Genomic DNA, 17,406 nt, shown 5'->3' with positions numbered 1-17,406 from the left:
TCTTTGCCATGCGATGTGTTGTATAAATTTTTTTGTTAGTGCCAGTGCGGTATCCTTGCTTATTCCGGATGCCGCCAGTTGTATAACCAGACCAATATCATGTTCGCTAACTAATGCAATCGCGACCGTAGTGTCATAAAGTAAAGGGTATTTCAAATACTGCCGGGAACAAAATGATAGCTTCCAGTCTTTATTGGAAATTTCAACGAAGTCAACATGGCACTGATAGTTTCCCACTTCGTCTTTGTTCGCGCTGTTCACGCGAATGGTACGGCCATACTCCATACTGTACAGGTTATAAAAGTGAATTTTCCCGAGTTCTTTGCTTCGATAGTAGTCATAGGTGTACGCCAGTCCACCAGTTGTGAAACGTTGCGCCATATAAATCTGGTCTTCACTGTAGCAGTTGCTGTAGGCGTGCTCGATCAGTGCCTCAGGATTATCGTCAGAATCCCCCCAGCATTTGAAGATATCATTGATGCTGTCCGGCAGCCTGAACGGTCCAAGTTCTGTGGTTTTCCATTCAGAGCCTATTAGTTGTTTTATAAATTCTTCCTGGTGCGTAAATAACTGCTGTTCTATACGTTTTTTAAGATCTGCATCTTTAACAGCTTCCTGTTGTACGTCAGCTAATAGTTCTTTTAAAAAGCTTACTGGTACCAGGAAGCTGACCTGGTTTCCGGCGGTTGAGACGTTAATGCCAATAACTTCACCGGCGTGATTGAGGGTAGGGCCGCCACTCATGCCGGGATTTAGTGAGCCAGAAAAAAATATTTTGTCGAACAGGGATTTTTCCAGCAAACCATTATAAGTACCCTCTACAACGCTTAATCCCAGGTCGTGGGGATTTCCCAGTGAAAAAATGCGCGTACCTTTTGAGAGCTTGCTATGACCCAGGGGCAGGGGGCTGGTCTCTGTTATGTTGCCTTTAGTGATGGCAAGGTCATGCACTATATCAATATCGATTAGCTCCAGATCACCAATGTTTCCATCAACAGTGGCGTACTCCAGCCGATAGCGAGAAGGCTGATGTACAAAACTGGATACTACATGGAAATTAGTAGCTATATGTCCTTGCTGATCAACTAAAAAGCCGGAGCCAATTGCTGCCTTGTTGCCGGTCGCCAGTTCGATGACGCGAATCTGATATATGCTCTGGCTATGCGACTTAAATAACTGCTCAGCCTCATCCCTGGGCACAGGGCCTTCTATTGCGGAACTGTACAGCGGTGTGCAAACCAACACAATTGTCAGTACCAGGGACAGGCAATATCGGTTTGAGCTGTTCACTGTATATGGCAAATTAGAACTGGTTTCTATGCGATTCTGCTAATAGAGACTGTGATTAATAATTACGAGCCTAAATTATAGTGTAGACCGAAATTAACTATCCAGAAGTTGAATTATGGTTTCTCTCAACTCATTGAGCTGGCCTACGTTGTCAATTGGTTTGTTTTCTTCGTCGGTGATATAAAAAATATCTTCTACGCGTTCACCGAAGGTTGCGATTTTGGCATTTAGTAGCTGGGCCTTGCATTCGACAAGCGCCATGGCGATTCTGGCAAGAATTCCAGGTTGATCACGTGTCACAACTTCCATAATAGTTATAAAATTCCGTGTGTCGGTACGGAAAGTTATATCAGTGGCAATAGGGAAGTGTTTGAGTCTGCGTGACATCAATTTGCTGGGCTGGTTTTCCAGCAGGTTTTCATAGGTTGGTTTATCAAGTAATGAATGCAGTTTTTTATATATGTCTTCTATACGATGGGTGTCTTTGATGATTTGACCATTGCTTTCCAGCAGGATAAATGTGTCGAGAGCATATCCGGTTTTGGAAGTAATAATACGGGCATCAATAATGTTTAATCCCAGGCGTTCAATCCCTGCAGTGATTAATGCGAAGATGTATTTTTCATCGTGCATGCAAACAAAAAGTTCAGTGCCGCCTCGGTGAGTTTGTTCTCTTATTATTATTAACGGGAAATCTTCCGGATTGCTATTTAGAAAAGATTGTGAATGCCAGACGATTTCATCCTCTGAGTGGCGCATGAAATAATCGTCATCAAGGCTTTCCCAGAATGTCTCAATGGTTTCCTGGCTGAAGTCCTGTTTCAACAGATCCTTTAATGCGGATGCCTTGATTTGCGCAATCTTTTCTTCTAATTCGATGGGGTTTACCAGTCCACGTCGGAATGCGTGACTCGATGCCATGTAGAGTTCCATCAATAAAGAATCTTTCCAGGAGTTCCACAGGCCCGGAGCAGTGGCTCGCACATCTGCGACCGTGAGCAGGTACAAATAATTCAATTTCTCCTGACTACCTAACAGTTTGGCAAAATCAGAAATAACTTCTGGATCACCGATATCCTTGCGTTGCGCGGTGACTGACATAATGAGGTGGTTGCGTACCAACCACGAGACCAGGTTGGTATCGTACTGGCTTAGTCCATGACCTCTGCAGAAATCAATGGCATCATTGGCGCCTAATTGCGAATGATCGCCACCACGACCTTTGGCGATGTCGTGAAAAAATCCCGCCAGGTAGAGCAACTCCTGCTTGGGTATTTCTTTAATTAGCCTGCTGCATAACGGAAATTCGTCGGCGTGCGCTGCAACGGTAAAACGGCGCAGGTTGCGTACCAGGAACATGGTGTGTTCATCCACGGTGTAAACATGAAACAGGTCGTGTTGCATTTGACCAACGATGTTGCCGAATACGGGAACATAAGCCGCCAGCACACCATATCGATTCATGCGCTGCAACTCATGAGTCAAACCAACAGGCTGTTTGAAAATTTCCATAAACAGGCTCTGACAACGTACATCGTTGCGAAACTCCGCATTAATACGGTCACAGTTGTCCCTGATCAGGCGAATCGTTTCTGCTCGAACACCGCGTAGCTCCCGGTGTTGTTCCATGATCAGGAATAGCTCCAACAGGGCAAACGGGTAGTATTCAAAGACTTTCTGATAGGTAACTTCCAGGTAGCCGTTGCGCGACTGGAAACGTTTGTTAATCGGAATAATTTTTACCCGTTCCCGCCCGGTCAGAATGACTTCGTCAAACAATTGCAACAACATTTCATTCAAACGGTTTAATTCAAGTACCGTTCGATAATAATCTTTCATAAATTTTTCGACCGCCAGACGGCGCTCGTCATCCTGGTAGCCAAATTGTTTTGCCAGCGTTCGTTGGTGGTCAAACATAAGGCGGTCTTCACGTCGCCCGCTTAAAAAGTGAAGGCCGATGCGAATCTTCCACAGAAAATTCTGGCTTTCAATCAGGGTTTGTAGTTCATTGTCATTGAGAAAACCATGAGAGGCCAGGTCATGGAGTGTAGTGGCGCCAAAATGTCGTTTGGCAACCCAGCCGATAACCTGAATATCACGCAAACCGCCGGGATTTTCCTTGATATTGGGTTCCAGGTTATAGGCGGTATCACCATAGCGATGGTGTCGTTGTTCCTGTTCTTCAAGTTTGGCTTTAAAAAATTTCCGGCTGGGCCATATTTTTTTCGGGCCGATTTTTTTTAGCAGACTATGGAAAAGCTTTGCTTCGCCACTGAGAAAACGTGCTTCCATGAGATTGGTGGCAACTGTAATGTCACGTTTAGCTTCCACTACGCATTCTTTTACCGAGCGTACGCTCTGGCCCACTTCGAGACCAATATCCCACAGGAATGTTAAAAACCCCTGAATACGTGCAGCGTATCGTTCATGCTGATTGCCCTTTAGCAGAATCAATAAATCAATATCTGATGCGGGGTGTAACTCGCCACGTCCATAACCGCCAACAGCAATAAGCGCGATCTTGTTTTCATCTGTGCCAATAAAATACTGCCAGGCACGCATTAATAACTGGTCTACAGTAGCAGCATGTTGTTGCACCAAAAGGTCTGCAGGCGCGTCGTGTTCAAATTGAGTTTTTAAAATACTGGTAGCTTGCTTGAGGGTGTCGCGAAATAGTGCAATGGGATTGGTGGTTTTTGTAAATTCGCTGTCAAATGCTTTCCAGTCGATAGAGCTGTCAATACTGTTATCTGAAACTGAATGTAACACGTTAGGCGATTCTCAATAAATCGATGCAGGGAAATTCAACATTAAATTTCGTCATCAGGATGCCTGGTGAGTACTTCAAAACCGTCTTCAGTAACCAGTACTGTATGTTCCCATTGAGCAGATAAGCTACGGTCTTTGGAAATTACGGTCCAGCCATCTGGTAATAACTTCACGTGGCGTTTACCGGTATTTATCATAGGTTCAATCGTAAAAGTCATCCCCGGTTCCAGGATTTCCTTGGAGCCCGGTGTGCCATAGTGCAAGACCTGCGGTTCCTCATGAAACTGGCGTCCAATACCATGGCCGCAATATTCGCGGACGACAGAACAATTATTTGATTCTGCGTGTTGTTGAATAGCATGACCGATATCGCCCAGGCGTATTCCAGGTTTCACCATCTCTATTCCGGTTTTCATACATTCATGGCTAATGCGACAAATGCGTCGGGCAAGAATTGAAGCTTCGCCAACCAGGAACATCTTGCTGGTGTCACCGTGAAATTCATCTTTTATGACCGTAACATCAATGTTTACGATATCACCATTCTTCAACTTTTTATTGCTGGGAATGCCATGGCAAACCTGGTGATTCACAGACGTGCAGATGGACTTGGGAAATCCGTGGTAATTGAGTGGTGCGGGAATTGCATTTTGCTCGTTCACGATATAATCGTGACAGATTTGATCGAGTTTATCGGTCGTGATGCCCGGCTTAACATGATCGCGAATCATGCGCAGTACGTCAGCCGCCAGTCGTCCGGCGATACGCATTTTTTCGATCTCTTCCGGTGTTTTAATATGTATACCCATGTTTATGATTTTAAAAGGTTATTGTTAAGTTAAATCCCTGAAATCAGACACTGAAAATCGTAAAAAATCACGACGTACATTGTTGAAAAGGGCTATTTATGGTATAAAGCCCGCGCTGCTATAGCAAGGTAAACAAGATAGCGGCAAAGAAAACAGCGTATTTTGTGGTTTTGGTTTAAATAAAGCCACAAAATTTAATCAATCCACACATGGGCCGGCACATATAACCAGGGTGCTCTGTTCGGGTCAATCCCACAGAGTTGGTATATGGGGCTCATGGAGGCTTAACCCTACAATTGGAGTAACTATTATGGCAGCAGTCACCATGCGTGAAATGTTGGCGGCCGGCGTGCATTTTGGCCACCAAGCGCGTTTCTGGAATCCGAAAATGTCACCATTTATCTTCGGGGAACGCGACAAAATTCATATTATCAATCTTGAGAAAACCCTCCCTCGATTTAACGACGCCGTAAATTTTGTCGGCAAAATGGCCTCGAAGAAAGGCAATATCCTGTTTGTCGGTACCAAGCGCGCCGCGCGCAACATCGTTAAAGAAGAAGCAGAACGTTGCGATATGCCTTACGTCAACCATCGTTGGTTGGGTGGTATGCTCACTAACTTCCACACCGTTAAACAGTCCATCAAGCGCCTGAAAGAACTTGAGACCATGGCGACAGACGGCAGCTTTGCGAAACTCGCCAAGAAAGAAGCATTAATGCTGACGCGGGAAATGGAAAAACTGGATCGCAGTTTGGGTGGAATTAAAGATATGGCGAAACTCCCAGATGCCCTGTTTGTGGTGGATGTTGGCCATGAAAAAATCGCCATTCGCGAAGCGGTAAAACTGGGTATCCCGGTTATTGGTATCGTTGATACCAATAACAGTCCTGAAGGTGTCGATTACGTTATTCCTGGTAACGATGATGCGATGCGAGCTATTCGCCTGTATGTCAGTGCGATTGCAGATGCAGTGAACGATGCTTCGCCAAGCCTGGATTTGTCTGGATCGGGCGATGAGTTAGTTGAATTAAATGAAAGTGGTGAAGTTGTGGCTGAAGCAGCAAAGCCTGCGCCCAAGAAAAAGAAAGCAAAGGTCGCATCCAAAAAGAAAGCGGCCGCCAAAAAAGCTAAACCAAAGGAAGACGCTGGCGAAGACGCCGCAAAGGCTGAGTCAACGGATTCTGGTGAAGCAGAGGCTGAGTAATACAAATGAATGTGCAATCGATACTTACAACGGTGTTGTAGTGGATTGCATACAATAAGGGGGCGTTGCCCCCTTTTTTGAATTGAAAACTTGATTTACGCATATCTTGTGAGGAATGAATAATGGCAATAACAGCAGCTCTTGTTAAAGAACTTCGCGAAAGAACACAAGCCGGTATGATGGAGTGTAAAAAAGCGCTCGTTGAGTCAAATGGTGACATTGATGCCGCTATTGAATATATGCGCAAAGCCGGATTGGCAAAAGCCGACAAAAAATCCGGGCGCACTGCCGCTGAGGGAACCATTGTTTCCAGGACTACTGACGATGGTAAGGCTTCAATTATTGTAGAGGTTAACTGTGAAACCGACTTTGTGACCAAGGGTGATGATTTCCAGAATTTCGCCAACGAAGTAGCTGACCTTGCAATTCAGAATTTGCCAGACGATATCGATGGATTGCTGAATCTTAAAATGGCCAGCGGTGATACTGTTGCAGATGCTACCAAAGCACTGATCGCGAAGATTGGTGAAAACATTAATGTTCGTCGCTATGTAAAAGCTGTTACTGACAGCGGCGTTATCGGTACCTATTTGCACGGCTCTCGAATTGGTGTTTTAGCAACGCTGAATGGTGGAGATGCGAATCTGGCAAAGGATATTGCCATGCATGTCGCAGCGAGCAAACCTGTTTGCGTTTCTGCAGACGATGTTCCACAGGATGTGATTGCTAAAGAAAAAGAAATTTATTCTGCTCAAGCTGCTGAAAGTGGCAAGCCTGCTGAAATAGTAGAGAAAATGGTGATGGGTCGTATTAACAAGTTTCTTAAAGAAATCACCTTATTGGGTCAGCCTTTTGTCAAGGATCCCGATGTGACTGTTGAGAAATTATTGAAGGATGCGAGCGCGGTGGTTGAAAGTTTCTACCGAATGGAAGTTGGTGAAGGTATCGAGAAGAAAGAAGAGAATTTTGCTGACGAAGTTATGGCGCAAGTCAAAGGTAATTGATAAGAACATTCTAGCTGGGATGCAAAGCGATGGCTGATACTAAAAATAAACCTTTCTATAAACGCATATTGCTTAAATTAAGTGGTGAAGCGCTTATGGGCGATGCAGAGTTTGGTATCGATCCCAAGGTTATTGACAGTATTAGTAGTGATGTTAAAGAACTGTTGGGAATGGGCGTTGAAGTAGCTCTGGTCATCGGCGGCGGGAATATATTTCGGGGTGTGAGTTTATCTGCAGCCGGTATGGATCGCGCAACTGCCGATCATATGGGGATGTTGGCCACTGTGATAAATGCTCTCGCCATTCAGGACGGACTGGAAAGAAAAGGGATGCACGCTAGAGTAATGTCTGCACTACATATCAATGAAGTTGCGGAAGACTACATTCGTCGTCGTGCGATTCGCCATCTGGAAAAAGGCAGGATCACCATTTTTGCTGCAGGTACCGGTAGTCCATTTTTTACAACTGACTCAGCTGCCAGTTTGCGAGGTATTGAGATTAATGCAGACGTGGTATTGAAAGCGACCAAAGTTGATGGCGTTTATTCGGCGGACCCAATGAAAGATAAAGACGCGATTCGCTATTCTCGTCTGACTTATGACGATGTTTTAATGAAAAAACTGAACGTTATGGATGCAACTGCTATTGCTTTATGTCGAGACTACAATATGCCTGTTCGTGTTTTTAATATGAATAAAAAAGGTTCGTTGATGCGCATCATGCAAGGTGAAGACGAAGGAACCATAGTGGAAGGGGGATCCGCATGATTAATGATATATTGAAAGATGCAGAAGTCCGCATGAAAAAAAGTATTGAATCATTAAAAGGTGAATTAACAAAACTTCGCACCGGACGGGCACACACCAGTTTGCTGGATCATATAACCGTTTCCTACTATGACAACGATACTCCGCTAAATCAGGTGGCGTCAGTGACTGTATCTGATCCGCGGACTTTAACGGTTACGCCATGGGAGCAAAACATGGTGGGCCCGGTAGAAAAAGCAATTATGCAGTCTGATTTAGGATTGAATCCTGCAACTTCAGGTAAGGTAATACGGGTTCCATTGCCGCCCCTTACCGAAGAGCGACGCAAGGACATGATACGTGTTGTGCGTCATGAGGGCGAGAATGCCCGCGTTGCCATACGGAATATTCGCCGCGATGCAAATAGTGACTTTAAATCCTTAAATAAGGAAAAGGAAATTACTGATGACGAAATGCATCAGGCAGAAGATTCCATCCAGAAGATCACTGATAAGTTTGTGAAAGAAGTTGATGAAATACTCACTGAAAAAGAAAAAGACTTAATGGAAGTTTAAAAGAGTGACGTTTTATTCGCGGGTCAGGAGATTGAATTAATCAGATTAATGTCGTGTATTTTCATCTTGTAAAACGTTCTACTTGCATCAATTCAATTATTTCTCCTGACTTTATATAGGCTACCACTTCATGTCTGAAGATTCTGGCTCATCACAATCAGCTAACAAACATTTACCCCGGCATATTGCCATTATAATGGACGGCAATGGTCGCTGGGCGAAAAAGCGTTTGATGCCTCGTTTTGCAGGGCATAAAGCCGGTGTGGAGGCGGTGCGTGGAGTGGTGGAGACTTGCGCAAAAAAAGGCGTGAAAGTACTTACACTATTTGCCTTTAGCAGCGAAAACTGGCGCAGGCCCGCCAAGGAAGTTGGCCTGTTAATGGATCTTTTGCATACAGCGCTGGGTCGAGAGGTGAAGCGACTTCAGGAAAACAATGTCCGGCTGCGATTTATAGGCGACAGATCTGCCTTTAGTGAAAAATTACAGTCAAGACTGTTTGAAGGTGAGCAGGAGACCAGAAACAATACCGGTTTAACCCTGGTCGTTGCGGTCAATTATGGCGGCATGTGGGATATAGCCCATGCGGCTCGGTTGATTGCCAGGCGCGTTCAGGAAGGTCAGGTTGATGTCAAGGATATAGACGAGGAGTTGTTTGCGACCTATCTAAGTTTAAATGATTTGCCAGATCCGGATCTGTTTATTCGTACTGGCGGCGAAATGCGCATCAGTAACTTTCTCCTCTGGCAGCTGGCTTACGCTGAACTTTATTTTACAGACACGTTGTGGCCGGATTTCAATGAACAGACACTTGATGAAGCGCTAGCTTCATTTGCCAGTCGGCAACGGCGTTTTGGACGTACCAGCGAACAGGTGGAGCAGGAAGAAGGTGCTTAAGCTGCGCCTGATTACAGCCGCTGTTCTGATTCCTGTTGTGGTGGGAAGTGTGCTGTGGTTGACGCACACTCAGTTTGCCATTTTCTTTGCTCTGTTTGCTGTTGTGGGGGGATGGGAGTGGTCAAGGTTTCTGCGCTTGCAGCACCCATTAGTGAGAGCTTCATATGCTGCCGTTGTCATGGCGGCAATCCTGTTTAGCTGGTTTTATGTCGTTGGAAATTCCCAGCTTGTACTGACAGTATTAATGACCGGCCTGGCGTGGTGGGTTTGCGCGCTAATCCTTGTGATTATGTACCCCAGGTGTGATCGCATTCGTACTAACAGGACATTGGGTGCATTTATAGGTTTGTTGGTTATAGTCCCTTGCTGGGTTGCCATCGTTGAGTTAAGGAACAATTTTGAACAAGGACCCTACCTGGTGTTATTCCTGGTAGCGTTGATTGCAGTGGCAGATAGCAGCGCATATTTTGGCGGAAAAAAATGGGGTGCCAACAAGCTGGCGCCGCAGGTCAGTCCTGGAAAAACCTGGGAAGGAGTTATCTCCGGCCTGGTGAGCGTCGGTATATTCTCTTTAACAGGTGCATATTTTTTTGAATTTCTGAACAGAGACTGGAAATCTATAGTCGCATTTATGGTGGTATGTATTTTGACCGCGGTAATTTCAGTACTTGGCGATCTTTCTGAGAGTATGTTTAAAAGACAGGTCGGATTAAAAGATAGTGGAAAAATATTGCCTGGTCATGGCGGCGTTCTGGATCGTGTTGATAGTCTAACCGCGGCAGCGCCTCTATTTATGGTATGCACCTGGGCGCTCTTTCAAAAAAATATTCCAACATTGTAAGCACGAAAGTATGCAACCAGAAAATTCAAACGGTAAGTCAATTGGTGTAACCATATTGGGGTCTACAGGTTCCATTGGTGTTAATACGCTGGATGTTATTGAGCGCCATTCAGATCGCTTTCATGTCGTTGCACTAACGGCGAAAAGCCAGGTAGATAGACTGTTTGAGCAATGTAAAAAATTCAATCCCGAATATGCGGTGCTTGTGTCTGAAGATGCAGCTCAACATCTGGAGCAACAACTTAAGCAGTACGGCATAACAACTACTGTTTTGTCCGGAAATGAAGGTTTGGAAAAAGTAGCTGCCGATGAACATACTGACTATGTCATGGCAGCTATTGTGGGTGCAGCAGGTTTGCGACCAACCTTATCTGCTGCGCGAGCCGGAAAGCGCGTGCTCCTGGCGAACAAAGAGGCGCTGGTTATGTCCGGACAAATATTTATAGATGAAGTAAAAAACAATGGCGCGCAGCTGTTGCCAATCGATAGCGAGCATAACGCGATTTTTCAATGTATGCCGCCAGGTTTCGAAAAAGGTTTGCCTGACGTTGGCGTGAAACGCATTTTGCTAACCGCGTCTGGTGGTCCGTTCCGGGAAATGGCAATTGACAAATTGCATGATGTTACTCCGGAGCAGGCTTGTGCCCATCCCAATTGGGTGATGGGAAAAAAGATTTCTGTTGATTCGGCGACGATGATGAACAAAGGGCTGGAAGTTATTGAAGCTTGCTGGTTATTCGGGACAACAACAGAATTTATTCAGGTGGTGTTGCATCCACAAAGTGTGATTCATTCCATGGTTGAATACAATGATGGTTCGGTGTTGGCTCAGCTGGGCAATCCGGACATGCGTACACCTATAGCGCATGCTTTGGCCTGGCCGGAACGGTTTGATTCCGGCGTGGAAAGCCTGAACCTGTTTGATGTAGCCAGGCTTGATTTCCAGATGCCGGATTTAGAGCGCTTTCCTTGTCTGCGTTTAGCAATCGAGGCAATGCGCAATGGAGGTACGAGCTCTACCATATTGAATGCAGCTAACGAGATTGCAGTACAGGCTTTTCTCGATAGAGAAATCGCATTTACCGATATAGCGAACGTAATTGAATATGCGTTGTCACAAGTTACGGCTAATCCTGTTGAAAATCTTGATACTATATTAGCTGCAGATACCTCGACGAGAGAAGTAAGTCGAGAATACATAAGTCAACAGTCATCGTCGGCAAGGACAATTAATTAATGAGTGGTTTTTTTACATCATTATTGGCGTTTATATTTGCTATCGGTGTGCTAATAGCATTTCATGAATTTGGCCATTATTGGGTTGCACGCCGTTGCGGTGTCAAGGTCCTTCGCTATTCAATCGGCTTTGGAAAACCACTTTGGCTACGCCGCCATGGTGAAGATCAAACGGAATATGTTATCGCTGCAATTCCTCTGGGTGGTTATGTCAAGATGCTTGATGAGCGCGAAGGTGAAGTAGCAAAAAGCGAGTTACACCGTGCTTTTAATCGCCAACCAGTAAGCAAAAGAATCGCCATTGTTGCTGCTGGTCCCATATTTAATTTTATCTTTGCCATATTTGCTTATGCGTTGATGTACGTTGTTGGCGTACCTGGCATTAAACCCGTTATTGGCGAAGTAGAAAAGCAATCCATTGCTTATCATGCGAATATTCGTACCAGTGATGAAATCATTTCAGTTGACGGTGAACTGACACCAAGTTGGGGTACCGCGCGTATGGCAATGTTGCAATCAGCACTGCAAAACGATGCTATTGCCATGGAGCTGAAGGACGCCAGTCAGCGCACTTATCGTGTTTCACTTCCCGTTGACGGGATTAGTACTGAGAATAAACAAAGTAAGTTGATGGAAGAACTGGGGTTAGCTCCATATCGACCAGTTATTCCTGCCACTATGGGTAAGCTAAGTCCGGATGGTGCGGCTGAACGTGATGGTTTCCTGACAGGTGATAAAATAGTTAACGTCGATAATGCTCAAATTGAGCACTGGGAAGATCTGGTAAAAGTAGTGCGTAGTAGTCCTGACAAAACATTACAGGTAACTATCAATCGTAATGGTGAGCTCAAGCAGCTGGATTTAACACCAGCAGCGATTGAAACTGAAACGGGGATAATCGGCCGTATCGGTGCACTTCCGGAGCCTGTGGAGTTTCCAAAGGAATTACAGACTGTGGTTAGTCATTCCCCTGGTACTGCTATTTATACCGCTGTGGTAAAGACCTGGCAAATTTCTGTTCTAACCCTGCAAATGATCGGTAATATGATTGTTGGAGAAGTATCTGTTAAAAACCTGAGTGGTCCAATAACCATTGCAACCTACGCAGGTTACACTGCAAGTGAAGGGCTACCGACTTTTCTTTCGTTTCTGGCTATTGTCAGTATTAGTCTTGGTGTTCTTAATTTGTTGCCAATCCCGTTGCTTGATGGAGGTCACTTGCTATTTTATGCGATTGAAATAGTAAAGGGCAGTGCTCTGTCAGATGAAGCGCAGTTAAAAATGCAACATATCGGTATTGTTATGTTGGGGATGCTGATGATGTTGGCATTTTATAATGACATACAACGGTTATTTTGGGGCTGAATGTCGTCAATATCTCCGTGACACAATAGTTTTTTCCGGAACTGGTAAACAATGCAACACAACAATAAAAATAACAATGAGGCTTATCGATGAGGTTGCGCGTTATTCTATGCGCAGTGCTATTGTTCAGCCAATCCGTATTTGCGCTTGATTCTTTTATTATCCAGGATATCAAAATAGAAGGGTTGCAGCGTATTTCACTTGGTACAGTTTTTACCTATTTACCGCTAAAAGTCGGCGAGACGCTTGATAGCACGCGTTCAACCGAAGCTATTCGTGCCTTGTTCAAAACTGGCTTTTTTGAAGATGTCTGGTTATCCCGAGACGGAGACAATCTGGTTATCCATGTTATTGAACGACCATCGATTTCAAGTATAGAAATTTTTGGTAACAAGGAGATTAAATCCGAAGATTTGACCAAGGCTTTAAAAGAAGTCGGCCTGGCGGAAGGGCGGGTATTTAACAGGTCCTTGCTGGATCAGGTAGAGCAGGAGCTTCATCGCCAGTATTTCGCCCTGGGCAACTATGGTGTAAAAATAAAATCGACTATTACTGATCTGGAACGTAACCGGGTAGATGTGCAACTGGATATTGAGGAAGGTGAGCCGGCGCGAATTCGGCAAATTAAAATTGTCGGAGCGTATGCCTTCCGGGAAAAAGATTTATTAGGGCAGTTGCAATTAAGTATGCCTACTTCGTTGTCGTTTATTAGTGGTAGCGACAAGTATTCAAAACAGGTTCTGGTTGGAGACCTGGAAAAACTGCGTTCTTACTATTTAGATCGTGGTTATATTAACTTCAATATAGACTCTACACAGGTCTCGATCAGCCCTGATAAGCAGGGTGTTTACGTAACTATTAATATCACAGAAGGGGATCAATTTTATCTGAAAGAAATCAACCTGGCTGGAGACTTGATAATTCCGCGTGAGGAAATTGAGAAGCTCATTACCTTAAAGCCAGGTGACATTTTTTCCCGCCAAAAGGTAATTGTGACGACTAATAGCATAATCGATCGCCTGGGAGTTGATGGTTATGCGTTTGCGAATGTGAATCCTATTCCTAAAATTGATAAAAGTACCAAACAGGTCTCTTTATCGATGTTTATTGATCCGGGTAACCGAGTTTACGTGCGGCGAATTAATATAATTGGTAATACAAAAACCAAAGATGAAGTCATACGCCGGGAACTTCGGCAAATGGAAGGCGGATGGATATCGACGCCATTGGTGAATCGATCAAAGATTCGGCTACAACGACTTGGTTTTTTTGAGGACGTTAAGGTTGATACACCCTCAGTGCCGGGAACAACCGACCAGGTTGATATCAACCTGGAAGTAACAGAAGGATCGACCGGTAACTTTACTGCAGGTGTGGGGTATGGAAGTGAGGGGGGAGTACTATTTAACGCCAGCGTATCGCTGAATAATTATTTGGGGACTGGCAAACGTGTAAAAGTTGAAGCGAGTAAAAATGATATCACGGAATTCTACAATTTTTCCTGGCACAATCCTTATTGGACTATCAATGGTGTTAGTCGAGGTTTTAGTTTGTTTTCCCGGACTACCGACGCTTCGCAAGCTAACCTGGCGGATTTTTTAACGGATAGAATCGGCGCGACCATTAACTTTGGTATTCCGTTAACCGAATATACCAGTGCCCGATTTGGCATCGGAGTCGAAGATACTAATCTTACGGTAAATGACGCTGAAGCACCGCTGTACTATAGTTTTTGGGTTCAGGAAAACGGAAATGAATTTCTTACATTTGTTTCCACGATCGATCATTCATTTGATACCCGCAATCGCACATTGTTTCCTACTTCAGGTTTATTGTCGCGATTATCGGGCGAGATTGCCTTTCCCGGTGGGGATCTGGAGTATTATAAGGCCAGTTATAATCTACGTTGGTACAACAGTTTTCATCGGCATGTGTCATTGGCGATAGGCGGTGAAGTAGCTTATGGAGACGGTTACGGTGATACAACTTATTTACCATTCTTTGAAAATTATTTCGCGGGTGGTATGCGTTCGGTTCGCGGTTTTCGCCAAAACACCATTGGACCGAAAGGTATCGATTGTAGCCTGATAGATCAGGACGATGGCAACGGTGGTACTGTGACTACACGAGTATGCACAGCTGACTATTCTATTGGTGGCAACGCAAAATTCCAGGGTCGGACCGAGTTTATATTTTCTAATCCTTTTGAGGAAGTGCCCAATAGAAATTTCCGTCTGAGTGCCTTCATTGATTTCGCAAGGGTGTATACCAACATAGACAGCCCTGCCATTGTCGCTGATGATCGACTACGTGCATCGTATGGTATCGGGGCAGTATGGATAACACCGGTAGGTGCATTGAATTTCAGCCTGGCGTGGCCACTGGTTTCCTACGAAGGGGACAGGACTGAAGTATTTGCGTTTAATATCGGATCACCGTTTTAACGGTTCGTGACAATGAAGTCGGTTTAGGATTCAATTATATAAGGTATATTGCTTGCTAAAAAAAGTAATATGGCTAAATATCATCCAGGCTAAACAAGTTTCCCGTATTCCCGGTTTTTGGACGGCGATAAACACGCATTGACGATTTCAAGAATCGGGCCGTGCGTTTAAAACACCTGATTTTGGCAGATTATAACGCTGTGCCCGCGATTTTACGGATTCTTACACTGGTTTGAGGTATTATGCAGTTTCATGGCACTATGGCGTTTTTTTACAGTCAGTTATAATTAGATTCGTTCAAGATTGAGTATAAATTAATCACTAGGGGTCACTGTTTGACTATGATGATAAGTGTTTCAAAATTCCGCCAATCTATAATTGCGGTTAGTGTTTTACTAATGTGTTTGCCCGGTGCTTTGTGGGCGGAAACAAAAATTGGATTTGTGAACGCAGCGCGTGTTTTGGAAGAGGCGCCGCAAGCTGATGCTGCGAGGAAACAGTTAGAAAAAGAATTTGCGCCTCGCGATAAAGAAATTGTAAAAATGCAGAAAGACCTCAAAAAGCTGGAAGATAAGCTTGCCCGAGATGGCGCCATTATGAGTGAAAGTGAGCAGCGTAAGCTGGAAAGAGATGTGTTATCAAATCAACGAGAAATCAAACGCAAAAGAGAAGAATTTCGCGAAGATTTGAATATAAGAAGAAATGAAGCATTCGAACGATTGAGAAAACGTGTATTTGAAGTCATCGTAACAATCGCAGAAAAAAAGAAATTTGATTTAATCGTCAGTGATGGTGTTGTGTTTGCAAGCAAGCGTATTGATATTACCAAAGAAGTTGTGGATCAACTTAAGTCGGAAATGTCCAAACCGAAAAAATAAGCGGATCAGCTAGATAGAAATAATACATTAAGATGGCCACTCCGTGCATAAACTAGGGGACTTAGCTCAACATATTGGTGCAGAACTCGTTGGAGATGCAAAATGCACTATAGAACGGGTTGCAACGTTGAGCAGTGCACAGAGCGGAGATATTACATTTCTGGCAAATCCACGGTTTGAAAATTTGCTATCAACAACCAAAGCTTCTGCTGTCGTTATCTCGGAAAGACATCGATCATTACTGAAAACCAACGGCATTATTGCGGATGATCCGCATGTTGCGTACGCAAAAATTGCCACTCTGCTATATGCTTCTGAAGAAAGTAAGCAGGGCATCCATCCTACCAGTACTGTAGGCCCAGAATGTAATATTGCTGAGTCTGCCTGGGTCGGACCTAACTGCGTAATAGGGCCTGGCGTATCAATTGGTAATAACGCCTACATCGGGCCTGGCTGCGTCATCGAACAAGGCGCAGCTATCGGTGATGATTGTTATTTCGTTGCCAATGTAACAATTTGTCACGATGTAAAAATTGGAAACCGTACCACTATGCATCCTGGTGTCATAGTTGGTAGTGATGGATTTGGTCTGGCAAATGATAAAGGCCGCTGGATAAAAGTTCCTCAGGTTGGGACTGTACGCATCGGCGATGATGTAGAGATAGGTTCCAACACAACCATTGATCGCGGTACGATTGAAGACACGATTATTGGAGAAGGGGTAAAAATTGATAACCTGGTGCAGGTTGCTCACAACGTACAAATTGGCGCACACACGGCGATAGCCGGATGTACCGGTATTGCAGGAAGCGCAATAATTGGCGAATTTTGCCAGCTTGGTGGCGGTGTAGGAGTTGTTGGTCATCTGGAAATCACCGACAATGTCCAGATTACAGGCATGTCAAAAGTAACCAGTTCAATTACGGAGCCCGGTGTATATTCTTCCGGAACACCAATTCAACCTTATCAGAAATGGAAGCGTAACACCGTTCGAGTAAAGCAGCTGGATGATATTGCGCGGCGATTGAAAAAACTGGAACAACAAATCAACCAACCGAAGAAATAATGCTAATGGAAAACTCTGAAGATTCAATGGATATTAACGATATTCTGGAACATTTGCCGCATCGTTATCCGTTCTTACTTATCGATAAAGTTGTTGAGTATAAACTGGGTGAGTCGTTAATCGGTATAAAAAATGTATCATTTAATGAGCCCTATTTTCCCGGCCATTTTCCGGGTAAACCCGTTATGCCAGGCGTGTTGATATTAGAAGCTTTAGCACAGGCGACCGGCATATTGGCATTTAAAACAAGTAATGCCCGACCATCCGATGGATCATTATATTAT

At 44.4% G+C, this 17,406-nt stretch carries 15 protein-coding genes; 12 read left to right on the top strand and 3 right to left on the bottom strand.

The genetic code is table 11. The features are described 5' to 3' along the window. The 3 genes from ACWVCM_RS05540 to map form a co-directional block, all read right to left on the bottom strand. Window positions 1-1,290, bottom strand: a 1,290-nt coding sequence (locus ACWVCM_RS05540) for a S1 family peptidase (protein WP_455200723.1), incomplete at its 3' end; no start/stop codon positions are given. A 93-nt stretch (window positions 1,291-1,383) separates the two neighbouring features. Then, complete coding sequence (gene glnD, locus ACWVCM_RS05535; RefSeq protein WP_455200722.1) at window positions 1,384-4,059, bottom strand: [protein-PII] uridylyltransferase; 2,676 nt, start codon at window positions 4,057-4,059, stop codon at window positions 1,384-1,386. A 41-nt stretch (window positions 4,060-4,100) separates the two neighbouring features. Further along, window positions 4,101-4,868: a type I methionyl aminopeptidase gene (gene map / locus ACWVCM_RS05530; protein ID WP_455200721.1), complete on the bottom strand. Its 768-nt coding sequence runs from the start codon at window positions 4,866-4,868 to the stop codon at window positions 4,101-4,103. Window positions 4,869-5,178: 310 nt separating this feature from the next. On the opposite strand from map, the gene rpsB reads away from it, so the two are divergent. The 12 genes from rpsB to fabZ form a co-directional block, all read left to right on the top strand. Next, complete coding sequence (rpsB, locus tag ACWVCM_RS05525) at window positions 5,179-6,072, top strand: 30S ribosomal protein S2 (protein ID WP_455200720.1); 894 nt, start codon at window positions 5,179-5,181, stop codon at window positions 6,070-6,072. 122 nt (window positions 6,073-6,194) lie between these two features. Beyond that, complete coding sequence (gene tsf / locus ACWVCM_RS05520) at window positions 6,195-7,076, top strand: translation elongation factor Ts (protein ID WP_455200719.1); 882 nt, start codon at window positions 6,195-6,197, stop codon at window positions 7,074-7,076. 29 nt (window positions 7,077-7,105) lie between these two features. Then, window positions 7,106-7,843, top strand: a complete 738-nt coding sequence (gene pyrH / locus ACWVCM_RS05515) for a UMP kinase (RefSeq protein ID WP_455200718.1) — start codon at window positions 7,106-7,108, stop codon at window positions 7,841-7,843. Then, window positions 7,840-8,397, top strand: a complete 558-nt coding sequence (gene frr, locus ACWVCM_RS05510) for a ribosome recycling factor (RefSeq protein WP_455200717.1) — start codon at window positions 7,840-7,842, stop codon at window positions 8,395-8,397. Before pyrH ends, frr begins: the two co-directional genes overlap by 4 nt. 130 nt (window positions 8,398-8,527) lie before the next feature. After that, window positions 8,528-9,292, top strand: coding sequence for an isoprenyl transferase (locus ACWVCM_RS05505; RefSeq protein WP_455200716.1), 765 nt, complete (start codon window positions 8,528-8,530; stop codon window positions 9,290-9,292). After that, the gene (locus ACWVCM_RS05500) at window positions 9,285-10,133 is read left to right on the top strand and encodes a phosphatidate cytidylyltransferase (RefSeq protein WP_455200715.1); all 849 of its coding nucleotides are present in this window, start codon (window positions 9,285-9,287) and stop codon (window positions 10,131-10,133) included. The genes ACWVCM_RS05505 and ACWVCM_RS05500 overlap by 8 nt, the downstream gene beginning before the upstream one ends. Window positions 10,134-10,143: 10 nt before the next feature. Then, a complete protein-coding gene (gene ispC / locus ACWVCM_RS05495; RefSeq protein WP_455200714.1) occupies window positions 10,144-11,370 on the top strand; it encodes a 1-deoxy-D-xylulose-5-phosphate reductoisomerase in 1,227 nt (408 codons plus the stop codon). Continuing rightward, complete coding sequence (rseP, locus tag ACWVCM_RS05490; protein WP_455200713.1) at window positions 11,370-12,734, top strand: RIP metalloprotease RseP; 1,365 nt, start codon at window positions 11,370-11,372, stop codon at window positions 12,732-12,734. The genes ispC and rseP overlap by 1 nt, the downstream gene beginning before the upstream one ends. Before the next feature lie 89 nt (window positions 12,735-12,823). Further along, window positions 12,824-15,178, top strand: coding sequence for an outer membrane protein assembly factor BamA (gene bamA / locus ACWVCM_RS05485; protein ID WP_455200712.1), 2,355 nt, complete (start codon window positions 12,824-12,826; stop codon window positions 15,176-15,178). Between the two features lie 341 nt (window positions 15,179-15,519). After that, the gene (locus ACWVCM_RS05480) at window positions 15,520-16,056 is read left to right on the top strand and encodes an OmpH family outer membrane protein (RefSeq protein ID WP_455200724.1); all 537 of its coding nucleotides are present in this window, start codon (window positions 15,520-15,522) and stop codon (window positions 16,054-16,056) included. Between the two features lie 43 nt (window positions 16,057-16,099). Beyond that, window positions 16,100-17,122, top strand: coding sequence for a UDP-3-O-(3-hydroxymyristoyl)glucosamine N-acyltransferase (lpxD, locus tag ACWVCM_RS05475; protein WP_455200711.1), 1,023 nt, complete (start codon window positions 16,100-16,102; stop codon window positions 17,120-17,122). Between the two features lie 5 nt (window positions 17,123-17,127). Then, a partial coding sequence (gene fabZ / locus ACWVCM_RS05470) for a 3-hydroxyacyl-ACP dehydratase FabZ (RefSeq protein WP_455200710.1) occupies window positions 17,128-17,406 on the top strand: 279 nt, incomplete at its 3' end.

Source organism: Kaarinaea lacus, from assembly GCF_975902315.1.
The sequence above is the reverse complement of the archived record's forward strand: the minus strand, read 5'-3'. Positions and strand labels throughout refer to the sequence as shown.

What these genes read in the sequence shown, in the direction of transcription:
- ACWVCM_RS05480 (WP_455200724.1), top strand. Translation starts at nt 15,520, where the DNA reads ATGATGATAAGTGTTTCAAAATTCCGCCAATCTATAATTGCGGTTAGT.
- pyrH (WP_455200718.1), top strand. Translation starts at nt 7,106, where the DNA reads ATGGCTGATACTAAAAATAAACCTTTCTATAAACGCATATTGCTTAAA.
- frr (WP_455200717.1), top strand. Translation starts at nt 7,840, where the DNA reads ATGATTAATGATATATTGAAAGATGCAGAAGTCCGCATGAAAAAAAGT.
- rpsB (WP_455200720.1), top strand. Translation starts at nt 5,179, where the DNA reads ATGGCAGCAGTCACCATGCGTGAAATGTTGGCGGCCGGCGTGCATTTT.
- ACWVCM_RS05505 (WP_455200716.1), top strand. Translation starts at nt 8,528, where the DNA reads ATGTCTGAAGATTCTGGCTCATCACAATCAGCTAACAAACATTTACCC.
- ispC (WP_455200714.1), top strand. Translation starts at nt 10,144, where the DNA reads ATGCAACCAGAAAATTCAAACGGTAAGTCAATTGGTGTAACCATATTG.
- tsf (WP_455200719.1), top strand. Translation starts at nt 6,195, where the DNA reads ATGGCAATAACAGCAGCTCTTGTTAAAGAACTTCGCGAAAGAACACAA.
- rseP (WP_455200713.1), top strand. Translation starts at nt 11,370, where the DNA reads ATGAGTGGTTTTTTTACATCATTATTGGCGTTTATATTTGCTATCGGT.
- map (WP_455200721.1), bottom strand. Translation starts at nt 4,868, where the DNA reads ATGGGTATACATATTAAAACACCGGAAGAGATCGAAAAAATGCGTATC.
- bamA (WP_455200712.1), top strand. Translation starts at nt 12,824, where the DNA reads ATGAGGTTGCGCGTTATTCTATGCGCAGTGCTATTGTTCAGCCAATCC.